Source organism: Cupriavidus basilensis, assembly GCF_029335485.1.
GTDB lineage: Bacteria > Pseudomonadota > Gammaproteobacteria > Burkholderiales > Burkholderiaceae > Cupriavidus > Cupriavidus basilensis_E.
This window is the reverse complement of the sequence record NZ_JARJLM010000210.1, coordinates 1-14,197: the sequence shown is the minus strand read 5'-3', so window position 1 is coordinate 14,197 and position 14,197 is coordinate 1. Positions and strand designations below refer to the sequence as shown.

The following is a 14,197-nucleotide window of genomic DNA, read 5'->3' as shown; positions in this document are numbered from 1 at the left end:
TAGGAGAAAACGTTTGATCCGGCGAATCATTTACATTTTTTGACAATATAAATGGGAACGGAAATAGTGCTTTGCTTTGCCGGATCGGCATGTTTTGCGAGGCGGTGCGGGAAATGGCAAGGGCCGGTTTTCCCGATGCGTCAACCTGATACCCCCGATTGGAGGGGATTGCATTTTAATCTCCGCTCCGGTTCGAGGATCACTCCATTTTTCTGGGGATTCGGCTGCATCGCCATGTCGGTTCAAGGGGAGGAGAGGATAGGTTCCTCCACTCCAAGGCGCGGATCCTTGAATGGTTTTTCGTTTCCTCGGAATCAGGAATTATGAAAAGCAAATCATGAGATCCAGGCGATGCGCATAGATGATGGATGGGGCTTGAGCTTATAGAGATGATCTTGAAGTCAATATTTATGGATGGATATTTTTAGAATTTATGTTTTTCTTCTTTGCCATCCCTGCTAACATCTCGTCCCGATCCGGGAATGGACTTGCACGGGAAGAAAAGGTGCCATTGGTTTATCCGCAGTGTCTATCGGGCCGGGGCGATAGGAGTGGCGCGGGTACTGTCTGTGAACCCCGATGGCCCGCTGCAGCCCGGTCCCGCGCATGGGGGACGCGCGGCAAGGAAAACGGTAGCGCTGCTCAGGCCAGCACTGCCACCGCGTAGCAATCCTTCCGGCATCCGGCCTGGCCGGGCGGTGTGAACCCGCTCTTGCCTGGACAGGCAACGTACTCGCCATCGGCCGGGCGCAGCGCTCGAGTCAGCCGGCGCGCAGGGGGGCTTATCTTCCGCCGCATCGCCCGATGGCACTTGAGACCGGGGTGACCCTGGCCGGTATCTCCGCCTATTGTTCAATATGACTGCTAAAAAGCCGCATACGCTGTCTGGTTCCGTCTCGCATAGCGACAATGGCACGGAGGGCAATACCGCCGCCAACGGCGCGGTCCGCGCCCATCTCCTGATCGTCAATCAGCGGCCCGACGAGTTGCGCCCGTTGATCGAGTTGCTGCGCAGCGACCGGTATCGCGTCAGCGTTGCCTTTGACGGCGCGCAGGGCTATCACCGCGCGCAGGCGCATGCGCCCGACCTGATCCTGCTCGACGTGCGGCTGCCTGGCCTGGACGGGTTCTCGGTCTGTCGCTTGCTCAAGGCGCATCCGCGGACAAAGGAGATCCCGGTCATCTTCCTGACCGACGCCAGCAGCATCGAGGAGCGCCTGCATGGCCTGCGCAATGGTGGCGTGGACTATATCCTCAAGCCATTCGAGCCGGTCGAGGTGCTGGCGCGCATCTGCATCCATCTCTCGCTGGCGGCGCGCCGGTCTTCGGAAGAGGCGGTGCTGTCGCCCTCGGCGCGCAGCGAAGACCAGGTACTGGTGCAGGCAGTCGCGCGGTATCTGACCGACAGCCTGGCCGCCACGCCAAACCTGGCGGCGCTCGCACGGCGCTTCGGCACGCATGAAAAACGCCTGTCGCGCGCGTTCCGCGAGCAACTGGGCAAGACGGTATTCGAATACCTGCGCGAGAGCCGTCTGCTCCTGTCAAAGCGCCTGCTGGCCGAGACATCGTTGAAGATCGTCGACATAGCCGCGCAAGTCGGCTTCTCCAGCGCGGCAAACTTTGCAACGGCATTCCGCGAGCAGTTCAGCCTGACGCCGAGGGCGTTCCGGCACTCGGTGCACGGGTCGGCGCTGCCGCCGGTCGAGTAGGGTGCGATAGGGGCGCTGCCGCACGACCGGCGAAGGCGCGTCCGGCGCTGCGAACGATACGCCAGCCGCGGGCGGTCCGTGCCCGGCGCCGCAGCAACCCGGCCTGACCTATACTGCAGGCTGGCCTTGCGGCGGCGGATACACACGAACTCACAAGCCAGGGACGGCATGCGCGGAGAAGCCTGTACGCCGCAGCCTGCGACTGGTCTGTGCATTCGGCGCCATACTAGCGCGAAGCCGCCGGCGGCGGCCGCCAATTCACGTGGGCCCCCGGAACGCATGAATGAGCACACTTGCTAAGCGCCCGGCTGGCAACGGGTCGTACAGAACGAAGCTGGCGCTAAGCGGCCTGGCGATGTGCCTGCTTTGCCAGGGGCTGGCCGCGAGGGCGGCCGACAATGCGCAAAGCCTGCGCGACAGGTACCAGAGCCTGACGCAGCAGCTCAACCGCAACCAGTTCCAGCGCCAGCTGTACCTGGATTCCACGGAGTCGCCAAACACGCTCAAGGGCGATATCTACAGCGTGGTGGATTACCCGTTCGCCATGGTCGACGGCGCGCTGCATGATCCGGGGCAAGGTCCGGCCAACTGGTGCGATGTCCTGATATTGCACTTGAATATCAAGTACTGCCGGGCCTCTTCCGGCAGGGACGGCACCGTGCTCGCGGTGAACATCGGCAAGAAGGTCGAGCAGGCGCTGGCGTACACCTACCGCGTGCAATTCAGCTACCGCGCGGCGGCCAGCCCCGGCCCGGGATACTTCGAGGTGGATCTCAATGCCGACAGCGGCCCGCTGAGCACCAGGGACTATCGGATCGTGCTGGAGGCGATACCCCTGGAGGGAAACCGCACCTTCCTGCATCTCACCTATGCTTACAGTTACGGCATGGCCGGCCGCATCGCCATGAGCACCTATCTGGCCACCATCGGCAGCGACAAGGTCGGCTTCACTTCCGCCGGCGCCGGGCCATCCGGCAAGAGCCGGTTCGTGGGCGGTGTGCGCGGCCTGATCGAGCGCAATACCATGCGCTACTACCTGGCCATCGACGCCTATCTGAGCGCGTTGTCGAGCCCGTCCGACAAGCGGCTGGAGCAACGCCTGACCACGTGGTTCGACGCCACCGAGCAATATCCGCGGCAATTGCATGAACTGGACCGGCAGGAATACATGCAGATGAAATACAAGGAATACCAGCGTCAGCAGACGGCGCGATAGCGGGTGGGGTCAAGCAGGCGCAGGTCCCTTCCCGATGCAATACCTCATTGCGCGCCGGTCAGCCGCCGCCGGACAAAGACAATGTGCTCCCGCAGCACATAGAACTGGTCGGCGTAGGCGAGCGGCATCTTCATCCTGTTGACGGCCTCCTCGATATGGTCGAGCCGCGCGATCAGCCCGGCCTTCTCCTCCTCGGTCGGGTCCACCATGGCGACGCGCTCGATCTCGATCAGGGAGCCGTACCAGCGATAGATGCGGGATTTGACGCGCCAGCTGTACAGGGAGGGCACCAGCCGGAAGGCCGGGATCAGGATCACGATCATCGGCAGCAGTATCAGCAGGGCGCGGTCGAGCAGGCTTGCCAGCCAGAAGGGAAGGTGCCGGTAGAAGAAGCTCTTGCCGGATGCGTAGTAGCGCGTGGCATCGTCGCTCAGCGGGAATTCATGCACTTTTGCCGAGGGAAACTGCCCGGCGCCCTGCAATAGCCCGGCCTTGCCATGGACCTCGCGCGCCGCTTCGATCAGCAGGTCGGACAGCGCGGGATGCAGGGTGTCGCGCGCCACCAGTTCCACCGTCGGGCTGATCAGGTGGATCGGGTGCGAAGGCAGGTTCTTGCCAAGGTCGAATACGCCCGCCGGCAAAACCAGCTCCTGCAGATAGAGGAAGCGCCGGGTGTAGGCGTCGGCCTGGGCGAAATCCAGCTGGCGGATGCCGGGAGTGCGGATCAGCTTGCGCATGGTCGGGCCGGTGGCGGAATCGCCGGACAGCATGGCGACGTCGATCTTGCCGTCGACCAGCGCTTGCGCGGCGTCGTCGCCATCGAAGGAGATGAGCCTGGCGCTGCCGCCGGGCTCGATGCCGTTGGCCTTGAGCAGGGCGAGGGCCAGCGCGCGGGAGCCGCTGCCTTCGCGGCCGATCGCGATGCGCGCATCGCGGAAGTCGGACAGCTTGTGCTTTTCCTTGCCGCGGTACAGTACGCTGATCGGTGCATAGAACATGCTGCCCAGCGAGACCAGCCCCCCGGTATCCACCCCGTCGGATACGCCGCCCTGCACCAGTGCCAGGTCGACCGCCTGCTTGGGGTCGGCCAGCCGCTGCACGTTCTGTAGCGATCCTTCGGACGGCAGGACATTCAAGGTGATGCCATTGCGCGCGAGGATCTTCGCGTATCTGTCCGCGGCGTTCCAGAAAGAGCTGCCCTTGGGGCCAGCGCTGATGGAGATGGTGGTCGGCGGCGCGGGCTGTATCAGCCAGACCGCGAGCCAGATAGCCGCCACGCAGAAAATCAGCGCAGGCCCGAAAGAGACGGCCAGGTCGCGCCAGGAGATGGCAACAAAGCGCGCGCGCAGGCGGCGGATATCCGGGGGCGCAATGGCCGGGGAGGGCTTCTTCTCTGGACCGGGAGCTGGCGTCATCGGCACGGGTGCGGAGGGTTGGGCCGATGGATGATAGCACTCGCGGATGCCGGCCCGCCGGCACGAAACTACCCGACGGACGCCCCGAACACCCGCCGGTAGTTGCCACCGGGAATACCGCTCGGCTCCTGCGTGAGGCCTGCTTGCGCTCTACGCACGCGGTTGCGGATACGCTGCCCAACGATGGCGAGGTCGGTGCCGTTGCGTGGTGCGGGCGTGCATGGCGCCGGGCGGGCGAAGGGCCGCCGTTATCCGGAAATCCGCCAGGCAAGCGGATTTATCGTTGTTCTCTTGCAACTTATCCTGTTCCGCCTGCCGTTGGCCGGCAGCTCCAGTATTAAACGCTCGCATAAATGGTTATGATTTCTGTAACAATAATGCGCTGGATAGCAGCATGAAGCCACGAATTTCAATGGCCGGCAGTTTGGGGGGCGGCATACGGGAGGGCGGTGAGATTGCCTACTCGGAGAAGGAACTGGACGCCTACTTCGGCTCCTACATTGGCATGGAAGGCAATCCTGCCGCCGCAGTCTGGTTCTGCGAGAACACGCCGCATACCGGAGCGGCGACGCTGAGCGGCCCGCTTGCGCCGCGCGAGGCGCCGGCTGCCTGGGACAGGTCCTTCCGGCAGCAGCGCCAGGTGGAGATGGCGCGCTGGCAGACCCAGCAGAAGATCGCAAGAATCATGGTGGCGGCGCGCCGAGCCGTGCTCGGGGCAAGGGCTTGCGGCTGGGAGCCGTATTTCCGCCATCATCTCTTTGCGCCGCAAGGGGGGGAGTTCAAGCTATGCCTCTTTCCCTTGCCGACCAGTTCAAGCGGAAACCGGTCCTGGTCCAGCACTTATGGAGCGCAGCCCGCGCTGAATCCCCAGAGTCGATTCATCGAACTTTGCCGCGGCGGCGGCCGCTTCCAGTTTATTGCCCGCTTGCGCCGGCACATGCGCCCAAAGGTGATTGTCTGCCTGGGAGCGCGCCATGCCGATGATTTTCTGCGCGGCTTTGAATTCTCCCATGTGCCCGGCGTGGAGCATATCCTGCAGCCGGCCGACCTGCCCAAAACGCTGCGGGTCCATGTTGACGGCGACACGGCCCTGGTCATCTGTCCGGCGCTCGCGGGCGCTGCCGGCCTGAGCTCCGATGTCTTGCTCGATGCGATGGGTGGCTACATCGCGCAATGGCTGGTACCGGCGGATTTTCCCCCTTTGCTGAAGCCGGTCAGGTGCGGCCCGGGAGGGGAGGATGCTGCCGGGCCGCAGCAGATGGCAGCATGAGCGGGACAGGCGGCGCGCAGCCGGCGCGGGAGAATCAGGGTGATCGCCTTTGCGGTGCCGCGCCTATTTGTGTTGCGCAGCGGTACCGGAGCGCCCGGCCGGCAGCAGGCAGAGCAGGCCCTTCATGGTGTAGATCACGATGAGGGTGCCGCTCAGGTCGCCGGTCAGCATGACCAGGAAGCCTTGCCACAGGTTCTGCGTGCCGCCGTGCAGGGCGAACCAGATATGGTGCAGCAGGGGGCTCGCGACCGCATAGGCCACGATGCAGGCCAGCAGCCGCTTCGGGGTCAGGTTGGACAGCGATGCACGCAATCCGAAGAACTGCCTCGCCAGGCGGTACACGAGATAGGGTGCGGCTGCCGCCAGAATCCCGCCCATGAACGCCCGGCTGAAGTCGTCGGGGAAAAAGTAGACAAAGCTTACCAGCCACGAGGCGAGCAACAGCCCGATGGCGCCGGCCTCGCCAAACAGCAGCGTGCACAAGAGCCGCATTCCCGCCGGCAGGTAAACCCAGTTCACGCCGCGGACGAATTCCGAATGCGCAAACAGCCACTCGTTAAGCGCCAGGGCCAGGACGAACAAGACGATCGTTGCCATGACCATGCAGCATTGCAGGCGGAGATTTGACATTGCGGTAGAATTCTTGCAGACCCAATCAGAGCTGGGAGCGGATCATAGCCCAATTTTCCCGTGGACGGCGTATCTCCGCACCTGAGGGGGCAGCGCGATGACTCGCCCTGCCGACATCTATCTGCGCTTTCTGCAACTGGCTGAAGCGCTACGCGGGCTGCCATCCTTGCCGGCCCTGGATCCTCTCGAAGAGCGCATTCTTGAACTGGTGGCTCGCTCCAGCCAGAACCGGCAACGTCTTTCCGTGCGGGATATGATGGGCAACAGCGATCTGGGTTCGCCGGCAACGCTCCACGCGCGCCTGAAGTCCATGCGCAAGAAGGGCTGGATCATCTTGACGGATACCGAGGATGCGCGGCGCAAGCAGGTGGAGTTGACCCAGGCCGCGCTGCGGCATTTCGATCGGCTGTCCGAGTGTCTTGTCAAAGCCGCCAAGGACGATTAGGCGTGTCTCATGGCGGGGAGACCGGGATCCTGAAAACACCCGCAATCCCGCCCGCAATCTGCAATCTGGAATTTGCACTTCGTGCAACGTTGAACCGTGTTGAGCGCCGATTCCAGTGCCGCCAGTGCCGAGGCCACCGGTTCGCCCATGCGCGTGCCAGTGCGGTGGGTTGCATGCCCTGGGCGCTGCGGATGAACAGCGGATCGCCCGCGACCTGGCGCAAGCGCGCAAGCAGGGTGGAACCGTCGGCTGCGACATGCCCAGCGCATCGGCGGCCCGGCCCACGTGCCGCTCCCTGTCGATAGCGACGAAGGCATTCAGCAGCCGGAAGTCGAGTGGATCCAGGGCAATGCGTCGTTCCACTTCTTTCCTTTCCATGAGCGGGCAGGCCCGTTGGGCGGCGGCCATTATAAGGGCCTGGGGACAATGCAAATCGGCATTCCTGAATGGCAGGCCGGGTCTCTTGAAGCGGTGCTGGCGGGCGGCTGCACTCGTGGTGTTTCCCGCGCCGCCGTGCGGCACTGTCTCAGATTGAGACAGTGCACGGCTTGCCTGGGCGAGAAGTGCGTCCGGAGCGCGCTGATCCCCTAGGTGAAAACCATGTGCCGCACCGTCATGCGCTTGAAAACAGGGGGTGCCTCACTTACAGTTCCTCTCCAGCGGGCGCCCCAGCCGCGGCAGCCGCCGCCGTTACCGCAACGATAACAAGACAGTACGGAGACAACTGAATGAGGCACGCAGCGGATGGGCTGGCAACAGACGCGCAGGTCGCGAGACGGCATTTTTTCGAAGGGAAGCTGATTCCTCCGGGGGCCGTCCCCGACCTGATCGCCCGATCCTGGCAACGCGCCGCCAGCGCCGGCATGCGGCCCGAAGACCAGGCGCTGTTCAGCAATGTTGTCTCGCGCACGCAGTTGCAACGGATCGAGGACGAACACCGGGTGCTGATCGAGGCTTCCGGCGAGGACATGGAGATCCTGGCGCACGCGTTTCCGGCGCAGCACTGGCTCGTGTTCTGCACCAATGCGGAAGGCGTTATCGTCAGTTCCAACGCGAGCGCCGGCACTGGCGTTGGCCCGGCGGCCGCAGCCGTACTGCGGGGCGGCAAGCGCGTGTGCGAGGGTTCGCTCGGCACCAATGCGCCAGGCTGCGTGCTGATCGAGGGCGGCAGGGCGGTGGAGATACGGCGAGGCGAGCACTATCTCAACGAGCTTGCCGACGTGGTGTGCGCCGCGGCGCCGATCTACGACTGCCACGACAAGCTGATCGGCGTGGTCGACATCACCGGTTTCGGCGTGGACCTGCCCGGCTATGCACTCAGCCTCGTGCAATCCGCCGCCATGTCGATCGAGAACCGCTTGTACGCCAGGCTGCATGGCTGCCGCATCCTGCATCTGCATCATGACCACCGCCTGCTGCATACGCCGGCCGAGGGCTTGATCGCGATCTCGGACGACGATGTGATCGTCGCCGCAAACCGTGCCGCGCGGCAGATGCTGAGACTGCGCAGCGCTGCCGGTGCCGGTACCGAGTTGCGCCAGGTGTTCGCCAGCGGCATGCATGCGGCGGCGTCGGGCCTTGGGTCGCTGAGCGCGCTCGGTGGCGAGCGCTTCTTTGTTTCGCTCGACCAGGCGATGGCGCCGGGGCACGCGCATGCGCGGCGCGCCAGTCATGGCGGCGGCGCCAAGGCGGCCGGCAACCCGTCGTGTGTGATTGCCGATACGGCGCTGGCCCAGGCCGTCGACAAGGCCGTGACGGTGATCCGCGAGCAGGTGCCGGTCATCCTGCTGGGCGAGACCGGCACCGGCAAGAGCTTGCTGGCGCGTGCCCTGCACGACGCCAGCCGGCCGGGGCAGCCCTTCGTCTCGCTCGACTGCTCGGCCATTCCCGAAAGCCTGGCCGAAGCCGAGCTGTTTGGCTATGCCGACGGCGCTTTCACCGGCAGCCGCAAGGGCGGCAGCGCCGGCAAGATCGAGCAGGCCGATCATGGCACGCTGTTCCTGGATGAAATCGGCGATATGCCGCTGGCGCTGCAGACCCGGCTGCTGAGCGTGCTGCAGGAGCGCAGCCTGACCCGGATCGGCAGCAGCAAGCCGGTGCCGGTCGATATCTCCGTGATTTGCGCGACCCATCGCCATCTGCCCGACCTGGTGCGCGCCGGCACCTTCAGGGAGGACTTGTTTTACCGCCTGAACGGCATGTCGGTGCGCATGCCTGCGCTGCGGGAGCGCACGGATCTGGCCGAGCTGGTGGCTGCCGTCCTGCAGTCGCTGGCGCGCGGGCGGCGCAAGCAGCTCGATGCCGATGCCATGGCACTGGTCATGTCGCACCACTGGCCCGGCAACGTGCGCGAACTTCACCAGGTGCTGCGCGCAGCCGTCGCCTTGTCCGGCGATAGCGAAATCGTGCGGCGCGAACACTTCGACGACTGCTGGGTGTCGGCGGCGATCGGCACCATCCGGCTGGAGGCGCCGCGCGCCCCCGGGCAATCCACCATGATGGCGGATGTGCAGAGCGAACTGATCCACAGGACGCTGGCCCAGTTGAGCGGCAATCGCTCGCAAGCGGCGCGCGCGCTGGGCATCTCGCGCGCCACGCTGTATCGCAAGCTGGCACGCCACAAGCCTGGCTGATCGCGGCCGGCCTTGTCTTTCCAGGCCCCCGATGACCGCGTGCGGTCATCGGGGGTTTTTTCTTTGTTCTCCTGTATCAGCTGTATCGAGACACCGGTGCAGATTGAGACAGGCATGCGATGCCGGCCGCGGGCTTGACTGTATCCATCGGGAACCGAGAGGCGGCAGCAAGGCGCAGGATGGCGTGAATGCAAGGAGGAATGCAGCCTGCGAGCGGCGGTCTCAACGGGCCGGGCATGGCCTTTGCTGTAAGCAGTGCGAGCGCATGAGCGCTACCTGCACAGACAAAGGAGACAGACAATATGGCAAGCAACGCAGCACTCGTGATCGGCGGCAAGCTGGTCGAGGGCGGGGCCCTGCTGGACGTGATCAACCCCGCCACGGGCAAGGTATTCAATACGGTATCCCGCGCCACCGAGCGCGATGCGCACGCCGCGGTGGCCGCGGCCAAGGCGGCCCAGCCAGCCTGGGCGGCGCTCGGGCTGCCAGCGCGCCGGGCCTTGCTCCTGCGCTTTGCCGATGAGATGGCGGCCAATGCGGAAGACCTCGCCGCGTCGCTGGTGCTGGAGCAGGGCAAGCCGCTGGCGGAGGCGCGCCAGGAACTGCAGTTCGCACTGGCGTTCGTGCGCCATATCGCCGGCATGGCGTTGCCGGTATCGGTGGTGCAGGACGATGCGACTCACCGCATCGAAGTCCATCACAAGCCGCTGGGCGTGGTCGCGGCCATCGCCGCGTGGAACTTCCCGGTGCTGATTGCCGCTTACAAGATCGCACCCGCGCTGCTGATGGGCAATACCGTCGTGCTCAAGCCCGCGCCCACCACGCCGCTGGCTTCGCTGCAGCTCGGGGCCATCGCCAACGGCATCTTCCCCGCGGGCGTACTCAACGTGATCACCGATCTCAACGATCTGGGCGGCCTGCTGACATCGCACCCCGACGTGGCCAAGGTCTCGTTCACCGGCTCCACCGCGACCGGCAAGAAAGTGATGGAAAGCGCCGGACCCCGTCTCAAGCGCATCACGCTGGAACTCGGCGGCAATGACGGCGCCATCGTGCTCGACGATGCCAATGTGGCGGAGATCGCGCCCCGGATCTTCGGCAGCGCCTTCTACAACTGCGGCCAGGTCTGCCTGGCGCTCAAGCGCCTGTACGTGCATGCCTCGATCCATGACGAGCTTTGCGAGGCACTGGCCGAACTGGCCAGGCAGGCCGTGGTAGGCAACGGCGCCGAGCCCGGCGTTACCCTCGGGCCGCTGCAGAACGCCATGCAGTTCGACAAGGCCGGCCGCTTCCTGGCCGCGGCCAGGCGCGACGGCAAGGTGCTGGCCGGCGGCGCAGCGCTCAAGGGCGATGGCTACTTTATCGCGCCCACCATAGTGCGCGACCTGCCCGACACCAATGCGCTGGTAGCCGAGGAGCAGTTCGCGCCGATCCTGCCCGTGCTCAGGTACGAAGACCTGGACGAGGCCGTGGCGCGCGTGAACGGCTCGCCCTATGGCCTGGGCGGTTCGGTCTGGTCGGCCGACCAGGCGCGCGCCTATGCCGTGGCGCAGCGGCTCGACGTGGGCACCGCCTGGGTCAACCATCACCTGCATTTCGGCCCGCATATCCCCCTGGTGGGGGCCAAGGAGTCCGGCGTGGGCGTGGAGTTCGCTGCCGAAGGCCTGGCCGAATATGCACAACTGAGCGTGATCAATATCGCGCGCCAGCAGGCGGGCTGAACGTCCGCGGCATCCCGCCCGCCAGACCCGGCACGGCCCCCGGGCCGTGCTGCGGCATGGGCACACAATAAAAAATGGAGGAGACATGAAACAACAAGGAACGGCCTTGCGCCGGAGGGCGCGTGCGGCCCTGCGCCATGGCGGCACCATCGCGGCGCTGCTGCTGGCGGCAGCGCCCGCGTGGGCCATCGACGTCGATGCCGGCGACTATACCGCGCTGCCGGCGGGCACCAACCTGGGCATGCTGTACTACCAGCACGCGGAGCGCGACAAGGTCTACGCCAGCGGCAGGCAGGCAGCCGGCGGCAACCTGAACTCGGACGTGGGCATCCTGCGCTATGTGCATTTCATGGACATCGCCGGCTTTACCGTGGACCCACAGTTCCTGCTGCCGTTCGGTAACCTGCGCGGGCGCGATCAACTGAGCGGGCTCGGCAGCGGCAGCGGCGTGGGAGACCCGATCCTGGCAGCGACCGTGTGGCTGGTCAACCAGCCGCAGCAGAAACGGTATTTCGGCATTACCCCGTTTCTCTATGTGCCGGTCGGCAGCTATGACAAGGCGCGGGCGCTGAACCTGGGCGAGAACCGCTGGAAGTTCGCCTTGCAGGCGGGCTACATCACGCCCCTGGCCGGCAAGTTGACGCTCGACCTGATCGCCGACGTGACCTTCTACGGCGACAACAACAAGTTCGGTGCGGCCTCGGCCACCCTGAAGCAGGCACCCTTGTTCCAGGGCCAGGGCTGGCTGCGCTACAACTTCACCGATACCTTCGACATCCGCGGCGGGCTGTCCTACACGGCCGGCGGCGAAAGCAAGGTGAACGGCATCTCGCGCAACGACAACACCAATACTTCCAAGTTTTCACTGGGGATGGCGTGGTTCCCGACACCCACCGTGCAGGTGCTGGGCACCTATGGGCAGGACATCTCGGTGCGCAACGGTCCGATGGAAGGCAGCCGTTTCAATCTTCGTGTGCTCAAAGTATTTTGAGCGGACCTGACAAGGAAAACAGATCATGACGAGAAGCAGCAGGGATAGGCAGGACGGGGCAGCCGCGCTGTGGCTGGGTGCGGCGGCGATAGCGCTGGCCTTGCCGGCGGGGGCGGTGCTCGCCGCCGGCGCCGCGGGCGCCAGGCCACCGGATGTGCAGAAGATGCGCGCCGTCACCGCAGGTATCGACGGCGCGGCGATCCGCGCCAATGAGCGCGGTACCGCCAACTGGCCTTCCTACGGGCTGGACTACGCCGAAACGCGCTTCAGCCAGCTCGACCAGATCAACACCGGCAACGCCGCCAAACTGGGCCTGGTCTGGTCCTATGACCTGGAGTCGACCCGCGGGGTGGAGGCCACGCCGCTGGTGGTCGACGGCGTGATGTATGTCACGGCGCCGTGGAGCGTAGTGCATGCCATCGATGCGCGCACCGGCAAGCGGCTCTGGACTTACGATCCCAAGGTGCCGCGCAAGCTCGGCTACAAGGGCTGCTGCGATGTGGTGAACCGCGGTGTGGCGGTCTACAAGGGCAAGGTCTTCGTGGGGGCCTTCGACGGCCGGCTGGTGGCCATCGATGCCGCCACCGGCAAGAAGGCCTGGGAGCAGGACACCGTGGCGGACCACAGGTTCTCCTACACCATCACCGGCGCACCGCGCGTGTATAACGGCAAGGTCATCATCGGCAACGGTGGGGCGGAGTACGGCGCGCGCGGCTACATCACCGCCTACGACGCCGAGACCGGCGCGCAGCGGTGGCGCTGGTTCACGGTGCCGGGAGACCCCGCCAAGCCGTTCGAGAACGAGGCCATGGCCCGCGCGGCCGGCACCTGGGACCCGAGCGGGAAATACTGGCTCAATGGCGGCGGCGGCACCGTGTGGAACACCATGGCCTTCGATCCCGAACTGAACCTGATGTATATCGGCACGGGTAACGGCGCGCCCTGGAGCCGCAAGCTGCGCAGCCCGGGCGGCGGCGACAATCTCTACCTGGCCTCGGTGGTGGCGCTCAACCCCGATACCGGCGAATATGTCTGGCACTACCAGGAAACGCCGGGCGACAACTCCGACTACACCTCGACGCAGGACATCATCCTGGCCGACCTCAAGATCGACGGCCGGCCGCGCAAGGTGATCCTGCACGCGCCGAAGAACGGCTTCTTCTTCGTGATCGACCGCACCAACGGCAAGTTCATCTCGGCGAAGAACTTCGTCGACGTGAACTGGGCCACGGGTTACGACAAGGACGGGCGTCCTGTCGAGAATCCGCTCGCCAATACCAGCGTCAAGCCGGTCGATATGGTGCCCGGCCCGTTCGGCGCGCACAACTGGCATGCCATGTCCTTCAACCCGCGCACCGGCCTGGCCTATATTCCGGCGCAACACGTGCCGCTGACCCTGGCGGACGACAAGGCTTGGGCGCGCAACCAGAAGGACTCCCAGGAAGCGCACAGCGGCGTGGGATGGAATCTCGGCATGCTGGTCAATGCCGAGCCGCCGAAGAGCAAGCCGTTCGGCAGGCTGATCGCATGGGACCCGATCGCGCAGAAGGCCGTCTGGCATCAGGACTATGCGGGGCCGTGGAATGGCGGCACGCTGACCACGGCCGGCAACCTGGTGTTCCAGGGCACCGCGGACGGCCGCTTTATCGCTTATCACGCGGCCAGCGGCGAAAAGCTATGGGAGACGCCGGTGGGCACCGGGGTGGTGGCCCCGCCGGTCACCTACCTTGTCGACGGCAAGCAGTATGTGTCGATCGCAGTGGGCTGGGGCGGCGTGTTCGGCCTGAGCGCGCGTGCCACCGACCGCAAGGCGCCCGGCACGGTCTACACCTTTGCCGTGGGCGGCCGGGCCAAGGCTCCCGAAGCGGCGGCGTACCCGATGGCCGAGCTGTTGTCCGGCGTGAAGTACAACCCGGCCCACGTGCAGGAAGGGCAGAAGCTGTACGTCAACAACTGCGTGTTCTGCCATGGCGTGCCGGGGGTGGACAAGGGTGGCAATATCCCCAACCTGGCTTATGTCGGTGCTGGGCTGATCGAGAACCTGGGCAAGATCGTGTTCAACGGTCCCTTCGTACAGCAAGGCATGCCGGATTTCACCGGCAAGCTGAGCGAGGAGGACGTGGTGAAGATCCAGGCCTTTATCCAGGGGACGGCCGACGCCGTACGG

General features: G+C 65.1%; 10 protein-coding genes and 1 pseudogene. 8 read left to right on the top strand and 3 right to left on the bottom strand.

The window, feature by feature from the left end; genetic code table 11:
• The first annotated feature begins 857 nt into the window (after positions 1-857).
• Both P3W85_RS12400 and P3W85_RS12395 read left to right on the top strand, forming a co-directional pair.
• A complete protein-coding gene (locus P3W85_RS12400) occupies positions 858-1,709 on the top strand; it encodes a response regulator transcription factor (RefSeq protein ID WP_276264988.1) in 852 nt (283 codons plus the stop codon).
• 283 nt (positions 1,710-1,992) lie between these two features.
• Positions 1,993-2,925, top strand: a complete 933-nt coding sequence (locus P3W85_RS12395) for a hypothetical protein (protein WP_276264987.1) — start codon at positions 1,993-1,995, stop codon at positions 2,923-2,925.
• A 44-nt stretch (positions 2,926-2,969) separates the two neighbouring features.
• On the opposite strand, the gene P3W85_RS12390 is transcribed toward P3W85_RS12395, so the two are convergent.
• The gene (locus P3W85_RS12390; protein WP_017228618.1) at positions 2,970-4,340 is read right to left on the bottom strand and encodes a TAXI family TRAP transporter solute-binding subunit; all 1,371 of its coding nucleotides are present in this window, start codon (positions 4,338-4,340) and stop codon (positions 2,970-2,972) included.
• A 283-nt stretch (positions 4,341-4,623) separates the two neighbouring features.
• On the opposite strand from P3W85_RS12390, the gene P3W85_RS12385 reads away from it, so the two are divergent.
• Positions 4,624-5,610: a transcriptional regulator gene (locus tag P3W85_RS12385; RefSeq protein ID WP_346430262.1), complete on the top strand. Its 987-nt coding sequence runs from the start codon at positions 4,624-4,626 to the stop codon at positions 5,608-5,610.
• 63 nt (positions 5,611-5,673) lie between these two features.
• Here P3W85_RS12385 and P3W85_RS12380 read toward each other — a convergent pair whose 3' ends face one another.
• Entirely contained in the window at positions 5,674-6,240 is a 567-nt protein-coding gene (locus P3W85_RS12380; protein ID WP_035814038.1) for a hypothetical protein, read from the bottom strand.
• A gap of 97 nt (positions 6,241-6,337) precedes the next feature.
• Here P3W85_RS12380 and P3W85_RS12375 point away from each other — a divergent pair, with 97 nt between their 5' ends.
• The gene (locus P3W85_RS12375) at positions 6,338-6,685 is read left to right on the top strand and encodes a transcriptional regulator (protein ID WP_017228615.1); all 348 of its coding nucleotides are present in this window, start codon (positions 6,338-6,340) and stop codon (positions 6,683-6,685) included.
• A 282-nt stretch (positions 6,686-6,967) separates the two neighbouring features.
• Here P3W85_RS12375 and P3W85_RS45500 read toward each other — a convergent pair.
• Positions 6,968-7,063, bottom strand: a pseudogene (locus P3W85_RS45500) (hypothetical protein); the annotation flags it as partial.
• A gap of 350 nt (positions 7,064-7,413) precedes the next feature.
• Between P3W85_RS45500 and P3W85_RS12370 the strand changes: the two are divergent.
• The 4 genes from P3W85_RS12370 to P3W85_RS12355 all read left to right on the top strand — a co-directional run.
• Entirely contained in the window at positions 7,414-9,318 is a 1,905-nt protein-coding gene (locus P3W85_RS12370; protein WP_276264986.1) for a sigma-54-dependent Fis family transcriptional regulator, read from the top strand.
• Between the two features lie 302 nt (positions 9,319-9,620).
• Positions 9,621-11,039 (top strand): aldehyde dehydrogenase family protein, encoded by a 1,419-nt coding sequence (locus P3W85_RS12365; protein ID WP_017228613.1) that lies wholly within the window; start codon positions 9,621-9,623, stop codon positions 11,037-11,039.
• 85 nt (positions 11,040-11,124) lie between these two features.
• Positions 11,125-12,030, top strand: coding sequence for a transporter (locus P3W85_RS12360; RefSeq protein ID WP_017228612.1), 906 nt, complete (start codon positions 11,125-11,127; stop codon positions 12,028-12,030).
• Between the two features lie 25 nt (positions 12,031-12,055).
• Positions 12,056-14,197, top strand: a 2,142-nt coding sequence (locus P3W85_RS12355) for a PQQ-dependent dehydrogenase, methanol/ethanol family (RefSeq protein WP_276264985.1), incomplete at its 3' end; no start/stop codon positions are given.

Excerpts from the sequence above, each read along its gene's own strand:
- P3W85_RS12365 (WP_017228613.1), top strand. The coding sequence starts at position 9,621 with ATGGCAAGCAACGCAGCACTCGTGATCGGCGGCAAGCTGGTCGAGGGC.
- P3W85_RS12400 (WP_276264988.1), top strand. The coding sequence starts at position 858 with ATGACTGCTAAAAAGCCGCATACGCTGTCTGGTTCCGTCTCGCATAGC.
- P3W85_RS12360 (WP_017228612.1), top strand. The coding sequence starts at position 11,125 with ATGAAACAACAAGGAACGGCCTTGCGCCGGAGGGCGCGTGCGGCCCTG.
- P3W85_RS12370 (WP_276264986.1), top strand. The coding sequence starts at position 7,414 with ATGAGGCACGCAGCGGATGGGCTGGCAACAGACGCGCAGGTCGCGAGA.
- P3W85_RS12380 (WP_035814038.1), bottom strand. The coding sequence starts at position 6,240 with ATGTCAAATCTCCGCCTGCAATGCTGCATGGTCATGGCAACGATCGTC.
- P3W85_RS12395 (WP_276264987.1), top strand. The coding sequence starts at position 1,993 with ATGAGCACACTTGCTAAGCGCCCGGCTGGCAACGGGTCGTACAGAACG.
- P3W85_RS12375 (WP_017228615.1), top strand. The coding sequence starts at position 6,338 with ATGACTCGCCCTGCCGACATCTATCTGCGCTTTCTGCAACTGGCTGAA.
- P3W85_RS12390 (WP_017228618.1), bottom strand. The coding sequence starts at position 4,340 with ATGACGCCAGCTCCCGGTCCAGAGAAGAAGCCCTCCCCGGCCATTGCG.